At 37.0% G+C, this 20,272-nt stretch carries 13 protein-coding genes; 8 read left to right on the plus strand and 5 right to left on the minus strand.

Translation table 11 applies throughout. From position 1 onward, the window contains the following. Position 1: 1 nt before the first annotated feature. Positions 2-703: an N-acetyltransferase gene (locus ASE74_RS20275; protein ID WP_055913123.1), complete on the minus strand. Its 702-nt coding sequence runs from the start codon at positions 701-703 to the stop codon at positions 2-4. 580 nt (positions 704-1,283) lie between these two features. Between ASE74_RS20275 and ASE74_RS20280 the strand changes: the two genes are divergently transcribed. After that, a complete protein-coding gene (locus tag ASE74_RS20280) occupies positions 1,284-1,985 on the plus strand; it encodes a DUF4397 domain-containing protein (protein WP_055913126.1) in 702 nt (233 codons plus the stop codon). A 99-nt stretch (positions 1,986-2,084) separates the two neighbouring features. On the opposite strand, the gene ASE74_RS20285 is transcribed toward ASE74_RS20280, so the two are convergent. Genes ASE74_RS20285 through ASE74_RS20300 form a run of 4 tightly spaced genes read right to left on the minus strand, consistent with a single transcriptional unit; the run spans position 2,085 to position 8,504 of the window. Next, positions 2,085-3,068, minus strand: a complete 984-nt coding sequence (locus ASE74_RS20285) for a DUF5007 domain-containing protein (protein WP_055913129.1) — start codon at positions 3,066-3,068, stop codon at positions 2,085-2,087. An 18-nt stretch (positions 3,069-3,086) separates the two neighbouring features. After that, positions 3,087-3,773, minus strand: a complete 687-nt coding sequence (locus ASE74_RS20290; protein ID WP_055913132.1) for a hypothetical protein — start codon at positions 3,771-3,773, stop codon at positions 3,087-3,089. A 26-nt stretch (positions 3,774-3,799) separates the two neighbouring features. Continuing rightward, positions 3,800-5,314 carry a RagB/SusD family nutrient uptake outer membrane protein gene (locus tag ASE74_RS20295; RefSeq protein ID WP_055913135.1) on the minus strand — a complete coding sequence of 505 codons (1,515 nt, stop codon included), beginning with the start codon at positions 5,312-5,314 and terminating at the stop codon, positions 3,800-3,802. A gap of 10 nt (positions 5,315-5,324) precedes the next feature. Further along, positions 5,325-8,504 (minus strand): SusC/RagA family TonB-linked outer membrane protein, encoded by a 3,180-nt coding sequence (locus ASE74_RS20300; protein ID WP_055913138.1) that lies wholly within the window; start codon positions 8,502-8,504, stop codon positions 5,325-5,327. Positions 8,505-9,058: 554 nt separating this feature from the next. On the opposite strand from ASE74_RS20300, the gene ASE74_RS20305 reads away from it, so the two are divergent. The 7 genes from ASE74_RS20305 (at position 9,059) to ASE74_RS20335 (ending at position 20,154) form a co-directional block, all read left to right on the plus strand. Next, a complete protein-coding gene (locus tag ASE74_RS20305) occupies positions 9,059-11,476 on the plus strand; it encodes a TonB-dependent siderophore receptor (protein WP_055913140.1) in 2,418 nt (805 codons plus the stop codon). A 65-nt stretch (positions 11,477-11,541) separates the two neighbouring features. Then, positions 11,542-12,252 carry a DUF4198 domain-containing protein gene (locus tag ASE74_RS20310; protein WP_162235829.1) on the plus strand — a complete coding sequence of 237 codons (711 nt, stop codon included), beginning with the start codon at positions 11,542-11,544 and terminating at the stop codon, positions 12,250-12,252. A 71-nt stretch (positions 12,253-12,323) separates the two neighbouring features. Then, entirely contained in the window at positions 12,324-13,523 is a 1,200-nt protein-coding gene (locus tag ASE74_RS20315) for a PepSY domain-containing protein (RefSeq protein WP_055913147.1), read from the plus strand. Positions 13,524-13,546: 23 nt separating this feature from the next. Next, positions 13,547-14,485 (plus strand): DUF6607 family protein, encoded by a 939-nt coding sequence (locus tag ASE74_RS20320; protein ID WP_157255492.1) that lies wholly within the window; start codon positions 13,547-13,549, stop codon positions 14,483-14,485. 132 nt (positions 14,486-14,617) lie between these two features. Next, positions 14,618-15,757, plus strand: coding sequence for a M28 family metallopeptidase (locus tag ASE74_RS20325; RefSeq protein ID WP_055913153.1), 1,140 nt, complete (start codon positions 14,618-14,620; stop codon positions 15,755-15,757). A gap of 172 nt (positions 15,758-15,929) precedes the next feature. Further along, positions 15,930-17,006 (plus strand): DUF5694 domain-containing protein, encoded by a 1,077-nt coding sequence (locus ASE74_RS20330; protein ID WP_055913156.1) that lies wholly within the window; start codon positions 15,930-15,932, stop codon positions 17,004-17,006. A gap of 373 nt (positions 17,007-17,379) precedes the next feature. Next, a complete protein-coding gene (locus ASE74_RS20335; RefSeq protein WP_055913159.1) occupies positions 17,380-20,154 on the plus strand; it encodes an outer membrane beta-barrel protein in 2,775 nt (924 codons plus the stop codon). The last annotated feature ends 118 nt before the right edge of the window (positions 20,155-20,272 follow it).

A 20,272-nucleotide genomic window follows, 5' to 3' on the forward strand; every position in this document is an offset into this window, starting at 1 on the left:
GCTATTTATTAAATAAAAAGGTAAATAAAAATAAAAGGGCTTTTAAGCCTGTTTTGGGCTTAGGTTTAACAACTAAACGTTGCTTGATGCGCATAAAACGCTCATATAATTTGGGTTTCTTTTGCAGTTCTTCGGCAAATTGCTTGGCCACTTCATGTTTCTTTTCAGCAGGATCGTAAAGCATGGCGGTGCACATACAGTTTTTACGTTCTTTCATCTTTAGAATTTCAAAGTTGACGCAGCTCTGGCAGCCTTTCCAAAATTCTTCATCCTGGGTAAGTTCGCTGTAGGTTACAGGTTCGTAGCCCAAATCAGAATTGATTTTCATTACCGCCAAACCGGTTGTTAAACCAAATATTTTTGCCTTTGGATATAACCTTCTGGATAGGCCGAAAATCTCATTTTTAATGGCTTTCGCTAATCCTGCTTTACGGTATTTAGGACTTACCACTAAACCACTATTGGCCACAAACTGACCATGGCTCCAGGTTTCTATATAGCAAAATCCTGCCCATGAACCATCTTTGTGGAAAGCAATAACCGATTTGCCTTCTTGCATTTTATTGGAAATGTATTCTGGCGAACGCCTGGCAATTCCTGTTCCACGAGCTTTTGCAGATTCTGCCATCTCGGTAACTATTTCTTCTGCAAATACACGATGTTCAGGAAGTGCGACCTGCACTATAAATTCGTTAATATCCATTCGTTTTCTAACGAAAAATTATAAGTATTCTTGTTAATTGGGTTTTTAGAGAGGATCAATTCCTCGTTACGTTTAGTGTGGGTACTAAATACGTGGAGTGAAATTTTGCCGGCTTGTGGGAAAATAAAATACGGGTTGAAAATGATTAATAAACAAACCTTTCCCAGACACCATTTGTGTTGAGGAAATTGAAAGTTTATGTAAAATTTGTTTAATCATTTCTTGCGTATTAAAACGGCTTTAACTCTATTGAGGTGCAAAGGTTTAAATAAAAATCGAGTTACACAATAATATCGTGATTTTTTTATGTTAAGCTTTTGGTTTTATTAAACTAATCTGACTTTATTGGCCTATAATGATGCTTTAAGGAATGTAATAAGTTTCACTTCTATTAAATAGCCAGACCTTTTTAGCTATTAAAATTATCATTGTTAAATAAACTGATAAAACTTTAACATCTGCTTAACATCATTTAACATCCTGCTATGCCGTTTAAACCTAATATTTGTATGCCTGTAGCGAATGCTACTTAGGTATCGTTTTATTGATGTTCCATAAAAAATAAATCAAATTTAAAAACATGAAGAATTTTACTCCATTTCATTTCAAACCACTTACTTTCCTTTTTATAGCCGCACTAATCGCATTAACTTCTTGTAAAAAAACAGAAACCGCCGATCCTACAATAGCTTATATCAGGGTAATTAATACTTCTCCATCTTTGGCAACATATAATGCCTATTTTAATGGAAACTTAGTTAGTACGGCAGCTTTGCCATTTGGCGGTTCTGCATCCTATACCTCATATGCTGCAGGCGCTTATAGTTTAAAATTTACCACCGCCAGCAGTTCTGAAAGTATATTAACCAAAACACTGGCACTAAGTGCAAGCACTTACAATTCATCTTATCTAATCAATAAACCTGGCGCATTGGATGTTTACACCATTGGTGATGACCTATCGCTGCCGGCAACGGATAAAGCATACATCCGTTTTATCAATTTATCGCCAGATGCACCTGCTCTTGATTTAGCAAAAACTAGTGCCACTACCACATTAATTACCAATAAAGCTTTTAAAAACGCAAGCGGATTTATTGCCGTGGATGCAGGAACCTACACTTTTGATGCAAAGGAAACTTCAACAGGAACAGTTAAAGCTACCTCTGCAAGCACAACTTTTATAGCAGGATATCATTATGATGTGATCTGTGGTGGTTTGGTAACACCTGCCAATGACACAGAGCGGGCATTAAGCCTCCAAGCGATATTGATTAAATAATCAGAATTGTATAAATATTAAAAAAGGGCAATTTTCGATATGAAAATTGCCCTTTTTATGTAAGAATCACGAGTAAGAGGCTATTAAATAGCTGCTATTTTATTTTTTGGTAACATCAGGAAATTTTACCTGAATTACATACGTTCCTTCTAGTTTCAATTGCCAAGACCATCTTGGGTTTACAGAAAAAGTACCAAGAGATGCAGGAAAATTATCAACAGTTACAAACTTACTCGGTATTCTATAATACATCAAAAAGCCCCAATCTGTAGTTGGTGTAACATATTTTGTAAGTGGGAACGGTGCTACTTCAAAGTCGCAAATCATTGCAGTATCAGTTTGTATTACCGGATTAAACTTTGCATAGTTTTCGAAAATTGGCCTATCACCCCTTTGAATAATTTCTCCAGCTTTTGGATTAAATACTTTTCCATTTTTATCAACCATTTTCAAAATCGCTCTTGCACCTTGATTTGAAATTTTAGTACAGGTAATAATAGGATTTTTCATCGGCGTTGCAGCTCCACTGATATCGTTAAATGCATTTGCAACATTATCTGTAATGGTAAACAAGTCATCTAATTCAGGATCTACAACATTAATTGTAGCCAGTTTAGGAAAAAGCTTTGTGCCGGTAACATTGGTCATTTCCACATCAAAAATATATTTACCTAACGGAATGTTAGTTGATGCCCTGTTAAACGTTAATTGTCCGCTATTTTCGTTGAAATACATTGGCAATCTTTTTACCAATTCACGTTTTTTATTTAAAAGTTCAACTGTTACATCCTTTTCCGGATCGAAACTGGTACCTTCTTTAAATACCAAAATTTCATATTCCTTAGAAAATTCTGCAGGTGCGGGCGAGCCATCCTCTTTTCTTAAATTTAGCAATTTAAATGTATAAGGAGGCGTAGAACCATCTGCATTGATCCTGTCTGACTGAAAAAGGATTAAACCCCTCTTTGCAAAGATATTGTTATCTTTATAACGGATACCATTACTTTGAAAACCCTTCTCAATTTTTGTGCAGGCGTACATGCTTAATACAAACAGTACACCTAAAATATATTTAACTTTCATCTTAATTAAAGTTTATGGTTAATTTCCTAATGGTTGTCCGTTGAAAAACAACCTGTGATTACCGTTTAAAACATGAACTATTCCAGTTTTTGTAATTATTCCGGAGGTTTGCACATCTTCAGCTTTATCTCTCTGATTATCTGGTATGGCATTTAAATCCGGCTCTTTATCATCTCTTGTACCTATTACTTTGGTATAAGTAACATAATCTACGTAATTTAAGTACTGAGTGTATTCGAAAGACCGCCTAAATTTTATCAAATATTGAACATTTGGCACAGAACCCAGCAAACTATTGTACAGCTTACCTGCCAAGGTAATTTGATCTCTGTTGATTTTGCCTGCAAATAGGTAGGTTTTTAACGAATCGCTCAACTCCTGTGCTGGAATATCCTTAATTCCAAAATCAAAGTTTTCTTTTTTGATCTCAAGACTTTTCTGATACTTTTTTGCTTTCACATAATCAGCAATACCATAATTTGTGGTTGCAAAAAAGGTTACATCTCCATTTACAACATCTTTTAAACCGGCTCTATCAATCACTTTAACCAACGAATCAAAATTCCTGTTGGATTTTAAGTAATCATAAGTGGTCATATCAACGTTGGCATTACTTGGGCCTCCATCTCGCTTATAGTCGTCTTTTTTACATGCCGATAAGGCCAGCAAAACAATCGCTATATATATTAAAATATTATTTTTCATGTTTTTTAATCTAAGGATCAACTTATTTATACTTTACCCAACCAATATGTGGTCTGTTTCAATAATGGATTGTTTCTAAACAAAGCAGGATCAACAGGCCAGTAAAAGCCTTCTTTCCTAAATCTTTCAACTGGCAGCCAGTCTACCACATTTGAATACCTCCTGGTACGCAACAAATCATAAAAAAGGTGGCCTTCGAGGAACATTTCTCTTGAGCGTTCTGTAATGTATTCATCCATAACATCACTTACAGATAAGCCATTCTCTACCAATACAGGATTAGGATCGTTTCGTCTTCTAAAAGTATTGATAATTGCTGTAGCGGTAGCAGCATCTCCTTTATAAAGTGCAATTTCGGCTTTTAGCAACCGCATATCTCCCAATCTGAAGATGATGATGTTGTTGCTTAAGTAAGGATTTAATTTCTGGCCCGGATTTCTGTAAATTACGTTGCTGTATTTAATACACACTGGCTTTTCAGGCAAGGTAACATCAAACCCTTTCTTATACCGGATATCGGTATCAGTATAAAAATTATTAAAGTAACTTGGTACCACGTAATACCTTGGGTTATTTCCATAGCCTTTAACATAAGATTCGTTTAGGAAGGAACCTCCAACAGAGCTGTTTGAACCTTCCAATGTGTTTTCGCTTACATTAATTTCAAAAATACCCTCTGTAGAACGACCAATAAAAGTGTTTTTATAATTTGCAGTATCTGTTAAAGCATAGCCTCCTTTGCTGATTAATGTATTGATTGTGGTATCAGCACTATTTACATCAACTAAGTTGGGTGCATCTGTTGTAATGTTAGACATCGTTGCTCTCCACAAATACAAATGGGCTAAAAGTGCATAGGTAGATCCTCTATTGGCTGTAACCTTTGCATCCCCACTGTTTGCATAGGTCCAGCTTAATAAATTAATCGCTTTATGGCAATCGTCCTCAATCAGCTTCATAACTTCAGCTTTTGGTCTTCTAGGAAGTTGAGGTGCATTTAGTGGATCTTCATAGGCTTCGGTAACCACTGGTACATCGCCCCAAACCCTTACCATCATAAAATAACTCAAAGCCCTTAAAAAATAAGCCTGACCTAACGTATTATTTCTAAATTCGGTTGGATCATCTTCTGCAGATAACTCAGAATTGGTCATTGCGCCTACCTTTGATAAAATCGTGTTAGACATGGCAATGCTTTTATAGTAAAGCGTGTAATTGGCTAAAGAATTTAAGTTATATTGAAAGGTAAAATCACCTCCTTGAATCCCTTCAAGCCCGTCACCTGTATACTGTATGGTAAAATAGTTCTTAGCTATTGCATCGCCATACATGTAATATCGGTTGTTTTTATCGGTTATAGCATTACGTAACAATGCATAATTACCTGCTACAGCACTTCTTACATCTTTAGAGGTTTTCCAAAATGTTTGCTCGTATGGTGCATCTTTGGGCTCTTCGTAAAGCAGTTTTTTACATGCACTGGTAGTTACTATAATAAGTATAGTAATTAATATGCTGAATTTTGTAAGTATATTTTTCATGTTAATGGTATTAAAATTGAACTTGAAGACCTAGCGTGTATTTTTTAGGAATTGGATATCCATTTCCATTATATTCACCATATCCGTTTACACCTTCTGCATCTGGGAGTTTTTTCGATTGTTGGAAGATGTGTACATTATCCATAATCGCAAATATTTTAAACTGGCTTAAACCCCATTTTTTCAATGTTCTTGGATTTATATCATAACCGATATTGATACTCTTAATTCTCAGGTAACCACCCTTTTCAAGGAAAAACGTTTGAGCTCCGGTATAATAGTATCTGTAGGTTCCTAAATCGTATTTAGCGTATTCGGCGTTATCGCCAGGATTGCGCCAAATATTTATCTTATCTAAATCAGGGGTAGAAAAACTTGCAAAATTTGCTACAGCATTGCCATCTTGTGAATTAGCAAAACGATCAGAATCAAATAAGTTTAATACATCTCTTTTTAACGTAAAGGTGGCAAAAATACCAAGCGAGAAATTTTTATAACTAAAGTTGTTGGTCCAACCGCCGGTAAAGCGTGGATTTGGATCGCCAATTGGCATTTTATCAGGATTAATACCATCATTGAAAATATCAACAAAATAATCGCCATCTAAATCAGCCAGATAAAAATCTCCTTCGTTGAAAGTTCCATTGCTATTGCGGTAACGCTCACCGGTAAAGGGGTTTTGCGGAATATTTCCGGTACGTGAGAACACACCTTTTGTTTGATACAAATAAAATGCATTAATTGGGCTTCCCACTGATAAAATATGTGTTTTATCAAATCTATCTCCGCTCAAAATAATATCCCGCCCGCCATTAGGCAAACTCATGATCTGGTTTTTGTTGTAAGAAATATTAAATGAAGTATTCCATTTAATTACCTTGCTGATTGGGGTTGCATTGAAGGTTAACTCCATACCAGAATTACGTACCGAAAAAGCATTGGTATAGGCAACATCATAACCAGATGTAGCCGGTAAGTCTACGTTAAATAATTTATCCTTTACCTCTTTATTGTATACATCAAAGGTTAAAGCATATTTACCATTTTGAAATTCTAAATCGGTACCAATATTCCATTGGGTAGATTTTTCCCAGCTTAAATCTTTCTGGGCTACGCCATTCCTAAAGTTGGGCGTAATAGCAGTAACGCCATTGTATGAAGTGGAGCCACCGTTACCAGAAAACCCGCCATTATTTACAAGATAGTTGTTGTACTGAACGTATGCATTATTTAGATCTTCATTGCCTGTAGCACCATAACTTCCCCTGATTTTTACTAAAGTAAAAGGATTATTGGTGATATTTTTCATGAAATTCTCTTCAGACAATATCCAGCCTACTGATATCGAAGGAAAAACACCATATTTATTGTTTTCACCAAAGCCCGATGATCCATCAGTTCTGAGTGTTCCGGATAACAAATACTTATCTGCATAATCGTAATTAAAACGGCCATAATAAGCAATTAGCCCATGTGCGCGGTATTGCGAGTTGGCGAAAATATTGGCCTGCTGAAAGCCGGTTACAACTTGTATATTATCTGATGCGCCACCAGAACCGCTGGCCTGGGTATTTTGATATTGATCGTATTCAATATCCTGCCCCACTACCGCGCTTATCGAATGCTTACCAATTTTGCCATTATAGTTTAAATAGTTGGATGTTCTTAAGCCAACTCTAGTTGATGAAAAACTGGTTGCACTATTGCCAAAACCATTGTTTAACAAACTACTTAGACTGGCATCCCTACGGGTATTATCAGCTTTGTAAGATGATTGAGAATTTAGGGTAAAGTTTTTGTTAAATTCGTAAGATAAGTTCAGGTTAAAACTAAACTGGTTACTGATGTTTTTATCCAGGTTTTCGCTGTTTGGGCTCACAAAAAAGTCGAGTTTTTCAGGCGAAAGATTGATCAGTGATGAGGGTAAATTCCCAGACCCGATTTTGGTTGGCTTGGAAGGATCATTTGGATCTTCGTTACCACGGGCTCGGTCAGCTCTAGAATAAGCAAATTGTGGATTAATGGTCAACTTTTTATTCAATGCTTTTGAAGTTAAGTTAATTCTACTGCTGTAGCGCTTAAAACCTGTTCCTTTTACAACCCCTTCTTCGTTATAATAACCACCGCTAAAACGATACGTCATCCCATTTTCCGAACCCCCGCTTAAACTTATATTGTTATCATTAATTCTACCTACCTGATAAAAAAGATCCTGCCAATCAGTATTGCCATTGAAAGCCGGGTTTAAACTATCCGTAAGGAGGTATGGGAGCTGCCTTCTCTGGTCATAATTAAGCTGACGCTGTAAAACTTCCATTTTTTGCCTGCGTTCCGTACTGCCGATAGTTGCCTCTCGTAAGTTGGGTCGTTGAACAAAACCAAAATAGCTGCTTAAATTAACTTTAGTATCGCCACTCACTCCTTTTTTAGTGGTGATTAAAATTACACCATTTGCAGCTCTAGAACCATAAATAGCGGCGGCTGAAGCATCCTTTAAAACATCGATAGATTCGATATCGTTCGGGTTAATTCCAGCTAAATAATTTGTTCCTGTTCCGGTATTTGGCGGCACAAAATCATCTGAAGATTGAGGAACACCATCAACCACATATAAAGGAGATCTAATTGTATTAAACTGATCATAACTGGTGCTAGCTGTAGAATTACCACGTACTGATACTGTAGGCGCTACACCTGGCTGACCGGTAAAGTTTTGAACATTAACACCAGAAAGCCTGCCCTGTAGCAATTGATCGAAACTAGCTGCCGGTAAATTAGCCAGTTCTTTTCCCGAAATACTGGAAATAGAGGCCGTAGATTTTTTCCTGGTTATTTTCTGATAACCAATAAGCACTACCTCATCCAGCGTTTTATTGTCATCCTGCAGAGAAAAGTTTATGGTACCACTCGCCGTAACTGTTTTTTCAACAGTAACAAAACCGACTATCCTGGCCACTAAAACTGCCTTGTCGCTTTGTACAGCTAAGCTAAACTTTCCATCAGCATTGGTTGAAGTACCGTTTTTTGTCCCTTTTTCCAAGATCGTTACACCCGGGATAGGTTTATTATTTTGATCTAAAACAGTTCCTTTTATTGTTTTCTGTGCAAAAGCGAGCCAGGGAATTAATAAATAAAAAAATGTGGCCGCTAAAAATTTCACATAGGGGTGTCTTGTAGAATTTTTTTCCATTGATGATTAGTTAGTTACGTTTGATTACAAAGTAAAAGTATCAGTAATTTTACTTAGCCCTTACCTCTTTTTTAACTAACAGATACCATATTTTAACCTAATAAAATTGCGCAGCACAATATTTAATTTCATAAAAAATGACATTTACAATCTATAATGCGCCATAACTCCATTTAAACGCTATTTTTCTTCCAAAATCCATCATATTTTATTAACGAAAAAACTAGTTAAAATCAGCTAAAACTTATCAATTGAGCAAAAGCAGAAAATAGTTGAAATCACGCTACTAAAACGTTAAAGTGATCACCCGATCAGAAAATACCCTCTTTGTCATTTAAGCGCAAATCCCATTCAAATCCTGTTATTTAGAATAAATCAAAATAATTTGGATAATACGATTTTCTACCGTTATTTTGCAGCTGTTTAGAATTAATCCAAATAAATACGGGCATGTTTAAAATCGCATTAGCTGTTCCACAGTGAATCTTAGGTTAAGAACCTTCACTGGTAGTGTTACTTACAAATTTTAGTTAAAACCAACAATACAATCAAAAATGAATAAAATTAAACCCATTAGCTTAACGTTCTTACTCACTCTTTTTAGTCTATTTTCATTTGCCCAGCAATCCGGAACAATTAAGGGTAAGGTTAGCACCTCTAATGGAAAACCTGCTGCATTTATCTCCATCGGGTTAAAAAGCAAAGGTTTAGGCACAACATCTGATGAAAGCGGCAACTATACCATAAACCGAATAAAGCCAGGCACTTACACCATCAAAGCTACTGCAGTTGGCATTGATGCATCTGAAAAAAGCATTACAATCGTTGCTGGCGAAACTAAAACGGTTGACTTTATACTCAAAGAAAACGATCAGGTTTTGGAAGAGGTTACCGTTGCCGGAATAAACAAAAAGTATAAAGTAAGCTTACCATCTGCTACGCTTAGGTTAAACGAACCGCTATTGGAAGCTCCACAAAACATTCAGATTGTAAGTAACCAGATCATTAAAGATCAACAGATTATTAGCATGAGCGATGGTTTGATCAGAAATGTAAGTGGTGCAGTGCGCCTTGAACACTGGGGAGATTTATACACAAATGTTTTAATGCGTGGATCGCAAATTCAGGCCATGCGCAATGGATTTAATGTTGTTTCTTCTTACTGGGGGCCGCTTACTGAAGACATGAGCTTTGTTGATCATATTGAATTTGTAAAAGGACCAGCGGGCTTTATGTTGGGCAATGGCGATCCGAGCGGAATGTATAATGTGGTTACCAAAAAACCTACAGGTTTAAACCAGGGTGAAGTTTCTTTTACAGCTGGTAGCTTCGACCTTTACCGCACAGCAATTGATTTTGACCATAAGCTAACAGCAGATGGTAAATTTTTATTCAGGTTAAACGCCGCAGCACAAAATAAGGGATCATTCAGACCGTTCGAAAAAAACGACCGTTACAGTTTTGCTCCCGTATTAAGCTATCAAATTACACCGAGCACCAAATTAACAGCAGAATATACTTTGCAGAATGCAAAAATGACCGAAGTTGGTTCTTATTATATTTTTAACGCGGCTGGTTATGCAAGTTTACCACGAGATTTTACTTTAACTCAACCTGGTGTACAACCAACAAGGATTAATGACCATAGTGTTACGTTAAACTTGACACAACAGCTGGGCCAAAACTGGAAACTTACTGCGCAGGCCGCTTACTACAAATATTTACAAAACGGATCAAGCTCATGGCCATCAGTGGTTAATGCAAATGGAACACTGATCCGAAACGTTGGAATTTGGGATGCCGAAAGTACAATGAAATTGGCCCAGTTATTTGTTAACGGAACTGTTAAAACCGGTGGCATTGTGCACCGTATTTTAGCCGGATTTGATGGTGGCAAGAAAAGTTACCTTGCAGATTGGGGTCAATCACATGATTTAGACCTTGCCAGTGCTCCATTTGATGTTTATAACCCTAATTATGGCTTTCCTTCAAACGGTTATCCAAACTTTAACCGCAGCACACCTTTATTACAAAGGGCAATTGCGGCAGGAGGCCTGATGGATCAAAAATACCTGAGTGGTTATGTGCAGGATGAACTGGGATTTTTTAATAATATCGTCCGCTTAACCCTGGCCGGCCGTTATACTTACGTTAACCAATCGGCATATGGAAGCCCGGCAGATAAAGCCAAGCATGTAACCCCAAGGGTTGGCCTAAGTGTATCTGTAGATAAAAACACCTCGGTTTATGCAGTTTATGATGAAGCTTTCACACCTCAAACCGGCTTTTTCCGCGATGGCTCTACCGCAAAACCAATTACCGGAAACAACAAAGAATTTGGAATAAAGAAAGATTGGTTTGATGGCCGCTGGAACACCACCTTATCTGTATACCGAATTACAAAACAGAACGAAATTACGGGAGATCCGCTAAATAAAGCAGGAGAAACCTTTAGCATCGTTATCGGCGAAAAAAGAGCCCAGGGGGTAGAGTTTGATTTGCGTGGAGAATTAGCCAAAGGCTTAAACCTGATTGCAAATTACGCTTACACAGATGGTAAAGTAACCAAAGTTGCAGATGGGGTATCAGGTGTTTTTGTAGGCCAGGTTGTACCGGGTTTCTCCAAACATACCACCAATGCATGGTTAACCTATTCATTGCAAAACGGCCTGCTTAAAGGTGCGGGTATTTCTGGAGGATTTACCTACCTGGCAGGCAGAGCGGTTGGCACATATAGCGGAGAAAACGCCAATGAAAATCTGCCTGACTACTTTAAGTTAGACGGTGGTTTATTTTGGGCCAACAAAAAAATAAAGGTAACTGCTAATGTATTTAACATTTTAGATAAGTATTTATATAGCGGTGCTTATTATACCAATTATTGGAACGCCCCCAACTACGATCAGGCAGTTTATTCATGGCAAGCTGAAGCACCAAGAAATTACAGAGTAAGTATAGCCTACAAATTTTAATTAAATCCATCATGGGAAACTGGATCAGATCAGTTTCCCATGATTTAACCCCTAAAACGGAAAACATGAAAACGAAAATCTCATTATTATTCTTCTTTTTAGCGTTTGGCATCTCCAACGCATTTGCACATGCTTTATGGATAGAAACCGCATCAACTGGTAAAAAAGGACAAGCACAGGAAGTAAAAGTTTTTTTTGGCGAATACGAAAGCAACGAACCCGATTCTGCAGCCAAATGGTTCAGTAACCTAAAAGCATTCAGCTTGGTTTTAACAGCTCCAAATGGAACCACTACAGTATTAACAAGCACACCTGATGTTCGTTTTTTTAAAGCTAGTTTTACTCCTGATCAGGATGGTTCTTATAAACTGTCTGTTGTACATGAGGTAGCTGATATTTATGAAAAAGCCAAAATAGAATATTATGCATTTGCCGATGTAGCAGTAGGAAATGCAAAAATAAACACGGTTTATCCCTCAACAGCGGCGTTAACCATACGGCCAGATAAACATACTTTAAAAGTAGGTGAAACATCAGTACATCAGGTTATTTATAACAAAACTCCTTTTGCAAAACAAAAATTGACTGTTGTTAACACTGACCGTAAAGCACAACCTACCGAAACAGATGCTGATGGAAAGTTTACTTTTAAACCCGAGCAAAAAGGAAATTACTTCTTTGAGGCATTTACTGAAGAGAAAAACCCAGGAAAATTAAATGGGAAAGACTATGATAAAGTTTGGCATTTAGTAACCTATACTACTGAAGTTAAGTAGTTATAATTTTTACAATAGGCAAAACCAACTGATCATAAAATTCAGTTGGTTTTACATTCCACAGCTTGCTAATGGCAATAACAAAAACTCCAAATCAATCTAAAAACAAGAAATCGCGTTTAAGGCGGATAAGCGACTGGCTGCACCTGTGGCTGGGTATTGCATCTGGTTTAATTGTGTTGATGTTGGGTATTACCGGATGCATTTATGTTTTTCAGAAAGAAATTACAGAGCTGATTCATCGCAAAGCATATTTTGTTGAGGTACCTGCCGATGCGAAAACCTTACCCTTAAGTTTACTACAGGCAAATGCCGAAAAAGCTTTGGGAAACAATAAGAAAATCAGTTTTATTTCTGCCTATAAATCGCAAGAAAGGGCTTGGGAATTCGGCACCTACAAAGCGGGCGATCCTAAAGCTTTCTGGTATTTCGATTCTATTGATTATTATGATCTGGTATTGGTAAATCCGTACACAGGTAAAGTAACCCTTGTTGCCGACCATAAATATGAGTTTTTTGCCGTAGTAAAAATGATCCATTGGAGTTTGCTGATCAATCATCCCATTGGCCAGCAGGTAATTGGATGGTCTACCTTCATATTTGTATTCCTACTTATTTCAGGTATGGTAATGTGGTGGCCTAAAAACCTTAAAAAATCAAATTTCGATAAAAGTTTTAAGGTAAAATGGAAAGCAAAATTTAAACGCATTAATTACGACATGCATAATGTACTAGGCTTTTATGTAATGCTAATCTGCCTTATGCTGGCCTTAACAGGCATGGTATGGTCATTTCAATGGTTCCAGAATACTGTTTATGTAGTGGCTTCAGGGAGCATTACACCGCCAAAATTGGTAGAGGTTAAATCCGACTCCACAAAAAGTATCAAAGCGATTCCCTTTGATGTTGCTTTCGATAAGGCAAAAGAAATTTTTAAAAATGAAGACCGTATTGGCATGTCGCCTGCTAGCGGAGGCACCGCAACCATTTATGCTTCAGGTTACCGTGGAGAAGAAACCTATTGGAATTATGACGTGCTTCAGTTTGATCAGTATTCTGGTAAATTATTGCATAGAACCAATCAATCTGAAAAAAATGGAGGTGAAACAGTAATTGGAATGAATTACGACATCCATGTGGGGGCCATTTTGGGCTTACCAGGAAAAATAATGGCATTTTTTGCCAGTTTAATTGCAGCAAGTTTGCCGGTTACCGGGTTTATCATCTGGTGGGGCAAAGGAAAAAAGAAAAAAAAATCAGCAACAGCGTAATACTTAAAAACCAACTGAATAATATGAAAATTGTAAATTTCATTGTTGTATTAACAGGTTTATTCACCTTTAATGCAACCGCTCAAACCAAAGTAGAAAGCCCGGAAGAAAAATTTGAAAAAGATAGAAAAGCAATAAAATCTTTAGCTGGTTTTTATGAAGTAAACTTTAATTATGGAGAAGTTACCTCTCCTGATCCAAATTACAAATTCAGCAAACCTTATGAAAGTCATGGCAACGAATGGGCAGAAATTATTGTAGACGAACCTAAACGCATTGTTATCCAGCACATGCTGGCCATTAATGATACGACAGTAATTAAGCACTGGCGCCAGGATTGGACCTATGAGGATACCGATATTATGCTTTATACCGAGGGCAATGCCTGGAAAAAAGGGAACTTAACCCCGGCTGATGTAAAAGGCAAATGGACGCAAAAAGTTTACCAGGTAGATGATAGTCCACGCTACCAGGGTTATGGAACCTGGAGCCATGTTGGCGGACATGATTCATGGTCGAGCGAAACAGATTCGCCCCTGCCAAGAAGAGAATCTACAGTACGTAAAGATTACAACGTACTCAACAGGGGCAGCCGGATTACCATTACCAAAAACGGATGGATGTTTGAGCAAGACAATAAAAAAATTATACGTGCTGCCAATGGAGATAAATTATTGGCAGTTGAAAAAGGATATGAAGAATTTACAAAAATAGACCCTAAAACTTTCGCCTATGCGCAAAAATGGTGGGCTAACCAGCATGCATATTGGGCTGATGTTCGTGGGGTGTGGGCTGATATTATCGGTTCGAAAAATACATTTAAAGTTCAAACAATGGCTAATGGCAAATTACTTTACGAAACACTTTTTAGTTTGGGAGATCAATCTATTAAAGAAAAATGGACGGTAAGCCAAAACAAAGAGAAAATTAAAACTGCTTTACAGCCATACCTGGTAAAGTAAAATCAATTCATTATATTGATGGTTGATGATTAACGGTTAAGGCTGTTAGCATCAACCATTTTTTATGCAAAACCTCGTAGCTTTCAAAAACCTGCGAGGTTTGACAACTAATTTATTTTATTAAATTTCGGAATGAAAAAATGCGGCTTCATCTTCTTTTTATTTCTGACAATTAACTGTTCTGCACAAGATTCTACCTACACCAGAAATGTAATTAACACACTCACTTCAAAACAATTTTGGGGCAGAGGTTACACTAAAGAAGGAATGAAAAAAGCCGCAGATTACCTTACCGCAGCATACAGTAAGATTGGCTTATTGCCAATGGGAACTACATATAACCAACATTTTAATTTCCCGGTTAATACCTTTCCAGCAAAAATGAGCTTAGCCATTAACGGCCAAAAACTTATTCCTGGTAAAGATTTTATTGTAAACAATGAAAGTCCGGGCATTAAGCAAACCGCAAACTTAACTCAAATCGATAGCTTTAATTATCAAGCATCACCGCATTTACAAGTTGTATTAAAAGATAAACTCACCTGGTCTGTAGCTACAGAATTAGGAACTTCGACAATTATTCAAGTCAACAAAAAACATTTTACAACCCTGCCAAAAAAAATCAGTGTCGAAATCGAAAATAAATTTCTTCCCAAATTTGATGCAGCTAATGTTTGTGGTTTTGTTAAAGGAACTAAATTTCCCGATTCTTTACTAATTATTACGGCCCATTACGACCATTTAGGTGGATTGGGTGCCAATACTTATTTCCCTGGTGCCAATGATAATGCTGCTGGTGTGGCAACTTTATTAAGCCTTGCCAAATATTACGCGGTGCATCCGCAACCCTATTCTATTGGTTTTATTTGTTTTGCTGCCGAAGAAGCAGGTTTATTGGGATCAAGGTATTTTGTCGAAAATCCATTAGTCCCATTAAGCAAAATTAAATTTCTCATTAATTTAGATTTAGTGGGCACCGGCGATGCGGGCATGACAGTTGTTAATGCATCGGTTTATCCAAAAGCGTTTAGCCAACTCAATGCTATAAATAATCAAAACCATTATATTTCTAAAATAAATTCAAGAGGTAAGGCAGCTAACAGCGATCATTATTTCTTCACCGAAAAAGGTGTTCCGGCATTCTTCATTTACACACAGGGCGGTCCGCCGGCCTACCACGATGTATTCGATAAACCAGAAACTTTGCCGCTTACAGCTTATAAAAATCTTTTTAAATTAATCGTTGGTTTTAACCAAAAACTAATGGAATAGCTTCTTTTGCAGGACGAAAGCTTGAAACCGTTATGCAAACCCATAATTTCGAATACCCAACCATTGAAATCGATTTTTTTCTGATTGGGATAATATTTTAAACCGTTGGGATAAATAAATTTAGCAGCAAAGCGCGTATGCTCATCTTTGAATCAACAAAAACGAAACAACCATGAGAACTATACAAAAACTTAGCCTTGCATTTTTATTGTTAATTGCTGTTGCAGTTAAATCCAATGCTCAAAACCAGATCGAAATTGTAATTGTTGGCTCTTCCCACGACAATTCTAAATCAACACAAAATTTTCAGGCCATAATTGATAAACTTAAAAATTTTAAACCGGATATGGTTTTTGGCGAATACCTGCCAAGTGGCGATTACGCTAAATTGGAAGAAAGCCATTGGGCAAAGAAATCATTTAGAAAAGGACATGATTATTTAGAAAAATTAAATCCCGAATCTCCAAAAAATCTTGATGCACAGATTAAAAAAGGTCAAAAAGCCCTCTCCTCATTCGCCTACTACCATAAAACCAGGATGAACTTAGCGGTTAATTATACCAAAAACTGGGACAGAGGAAATGCTGATTACCAAATTTTTGTACTCGAAAATTACATGAAACCTAGTTTCGGCAAAGAAGAGCAGGCAGAATACGCAAAGATGTTCGGCAATACCGATTCATTAAAGAAAAAAGGATTTTACAGAGCAGGAAGTGAATACAGTAAAATCTACTTTCCACTTATTTACCAGCTAAAACAAGATCGGATTTACAATATGGATTGCCAGACGTATGATAAACCATGGAATGAGGCCTGGGGCAAAACAGATTCGTTATACAAAATTTTAATTGGCAAAGCGAAAGCCGACACTACATCGCCAGAAGCAGCTACAGTTAAAGCCATAGAAAAATATTGGGCTTACAGTGATGATGAATCAAAGGTTTTCAATGCCGATCCCTATGCTGGCATGAACTCCGTAAAATATGGTGCTTTAGATGAAGCATGGAATTTTTATGGAGGCCGTAACTTTTATGGTTATGCGGGTTTCCCTACTGAAGAAGTAAAAGACATGATAGCACAATGGACGTTAAGAAATGAAGGCATGTGCAAAAACATCATCGAACAGGCCAAAGCCAAAAATGCAAAAAGGGTAGTTGTTGGAGTGGGCGCATCGCACCGAAAATGGATGGAAGAAATTTTAGCAAAAAACCCTGAAGTTAAAATTGTGAATTATAACGATCTCCACTAAACTTACTAAATCGTATTAAGAGACGCTATCATAAAAGGATTTTCTCCAGAGGTCATATCAAGTTGTGCTGCCGAAACACCGTAACAGGTACTTCAGCCCATCATAAAACCCAGGGACGACAAATCTATAATTATGATAGCGTCTCTTTTTTATTGTAATTTTTTTGTGCGTATTTGCAAAAAGCATTCAACTGTATTACTTTTACCTAAAGATTTAGTTATCATTTCAGTTGATGCAACATTTAATTCCTTTATGCGTCTACTGATAAATTGCTTTATTCATCATCCATCACATTTTTTATAGCGTTCATCACATTTATTTATCCCTGAAAAAAATAGCCAATACTTTAGGCTATTCATCTAAAAAAACATACATGAAGAAACTCATACTTTCGTTCGCCTTAACCTTACTTCTTTCGAACCTGTTTGCACAAAAAAACGGAAGCATTACCGGAATTTTAGCGGATAGTGCCAATCACAAAACTACCTTAAATTATGCTACTGTTTCTGTTTATAAGGCTGGTGATAGTTTACTGAGTACCTACAAACTATCAGATGATAAGGGCATTTTTAAAATAAATGGCTTAACCATCGGTATTAAATACCGTTTGGTGGTAACTGCCTGGCAATACGGAACCTACCGAAAAGAAGTAGAACTTACTGCCACTAACCCTGCATTAAACCTGGGTACGCTTTATCTTTCTACCAAGGCCAATGATTTAAATGAAGTGGTTATTTCGGGAGAAAGGCCACCCGTTATTGTTCGTAAAGATACGATTGAGTTTAATGCCGAATCGTTTAAAACCCTACCCTCTGCAGTGGTAGAAGATTTACTGAAAAAACTTCCGGGTGTTGCCATTGCAGCCGACGGTTCTATCCAGGTTAATGGTAAGGCTGTTAGCAAAATTTTGGTAGATGGAAAGGAGTTTTTTGGCGGAGACCAGCAAATTGCAACCAAAAACCTTCCGGCAAATATTATTGATAAGGTACAGGTGGTAGACGATAAACAAGCTAAAAGGCGCGATCCGGACTTAACAGCAGCTGAAATACCGCAAATAATTAACTTAAAATTAAAAAAAGCCATTAAAAAAGGGGCTTTTGGCAAATTATATGCAGGTGGCGGATTAAAAGATCTTTATCAGGCCGGTGGATTAATGAATTTTTTTAGGGATACGACGCAGGTAAGTATTCTGGCTTACGCAAACAACATCAATCAGCCAGGATTTAATCCAAATGATGTACAACGCATCGGTGGGTTTGGTAGAAGCGGTGTTAATTCAATGATGATGACCTCTGGTGGTTATTTTGAATTTAATGGCATTAATTTCGGAGGTAGCTACAATGGCGTTCAAACTTCGTCAGGTGGTGGTTTTAATTTTAATACTTTAACCAAAAAAGGAATCAAAATCAATACACAATATTTCTTCGGCCGTTCTGATAACCTGTTGGAAAAATTAACCAACACCAACCAAACGCTAGGCACAGATCGGTTGATTACAAACGCTAACGAAAATACCACTGCTCTTATCCTTAAGCATAATATTGGAGGAAAACTAGACTGGCAAATTGACTCTCTAACTCAACTAACAATTGAACCGGCAATTGTGCTTAGCTCCAATAATTCGGCAAGCATGGTTTATACCCGCAACAATAATGCTAATAACCAGGTAATCAATGCCCTTGCAAACCTGAATGACCTTAATACCGGGAACAATAAATATCAATTGAGGGCCGATTTTAGTAAGGATTTTAAAAAAGCCGGCAGATCTTTTAACCTGGGAACTGATATTTCTGCAACACCAAATCCGATTATCAATTACAATAAAAGCAATAGCGTTTTTTACCTCACACCTTCTACTTCAGAGATTGATCAGTTAAGAAACAACACTATCGATAACTTCAGAGGGTATTTTTATGGCAATTATACTGAACCGATTACCAAAAAACTGAACTTTAAAGCAGATGTAAGCGGAAACCTCATCAATAGCGAAAACGCACTAAGTACTTTTTACCGGAATCCTGCCAACCAACTTTACGATATTGTAATTCCAAATTTAACGCAAACAGTTAAACAAGCTGGTTTTAAAACCAATACAAACATTAGTTTAGGATACAAAGTAACTAAAGATCTTTATTTACAGCCAGGGCTTGTTCACAATTACATTTCATTAAATAACCGTTTCACCAATAGTACAGACATTAATCAGCGTTATAATTTTATGTGGCCAACATTTCAGCTGAAATATAAAATATTCCGTTTTAACTATTCTGCACGTTTTACCGAGCCAAATGTAAGCTATCTGCAACCAGTTGCCGATAATACAAACGCATTTTACATCAGAAACGGAAACCCGAATTTGTTACCCGCCCGTAATCAGGGTCTAAGCATGAATATGTATAAATACGACCCTAAAAGCATGATTAACTACAATTTATACGGCTATGGCAATTTTACAAAAAACGGCATTGTTAATTCAGTTAACATAAAAGATGGCGTGCAAACAGTTAATCCGATCAATAAAAATGGTATTTATAATTTCAGTGGTGGAGCCAATATTTCAAAAGATTTTAAAAAGGATAAAACCAGCATCAAAGTAGGTTTAGGTTTTTGGGCCAATTATGACCACAGCCCTATTATAGTGAACAATATAGAAAGCGATGCCAACGTATTTTATGTAGGCCCTAACGGAAGTGTTAGGTTAAACCTGAACGATAAGGTAGAAATTAACCAGTCGTACTCAATAAGCCTTAACCGGAGCAGATACGATGATCCTTATTATACCAACGTAAGCTACAATACGCATCAAAGTACTTCAGAGCTGATTATCCGTTACCCCAAAAAACTGGTATTCGAAACCAGTTATTCATTAACAATAAACGGCCAAAAAGTTGCCGGATACAACAACAACATTAAATACTGGAATGCTGCACTTACTTATCTGTTTATGAAAAACGACAGGGCGCAATTGAAATTTTCTGTGAATGACATCTTGCAGAGTAATGTACGCAGGAATATTCAGATTACTGGAAATAGTGTTATCGATACACAAAGTAATAATCTTGGTAGATACGGGATGCTAACCCTTACCTATAACATTCAAAACTTTGGCCAGAAAGTTGGCGGCAGACAAACATTTTTTAATTTTTAACCCCTTTAATAGTGGTTGGCGGAGACACAGAACTTGGCATTAAAGGGTTATTTAGGGTAACTAGGCATAGTAGTAATAATCTCAGCGGTCTGTGTCTCCACAGACCACAAAATTTCAC

The sequence above is a fragment of the Pedobacter sp. Leaf216 genome, from assembly GCF_001421515.1.
In the GTDB taxonomy this organism is placed as follows: Bacteria; Bacteroidota; Bacteroidia; order Sphingobacteriales; family Sphingobacteriaceae; genus Pedobacter.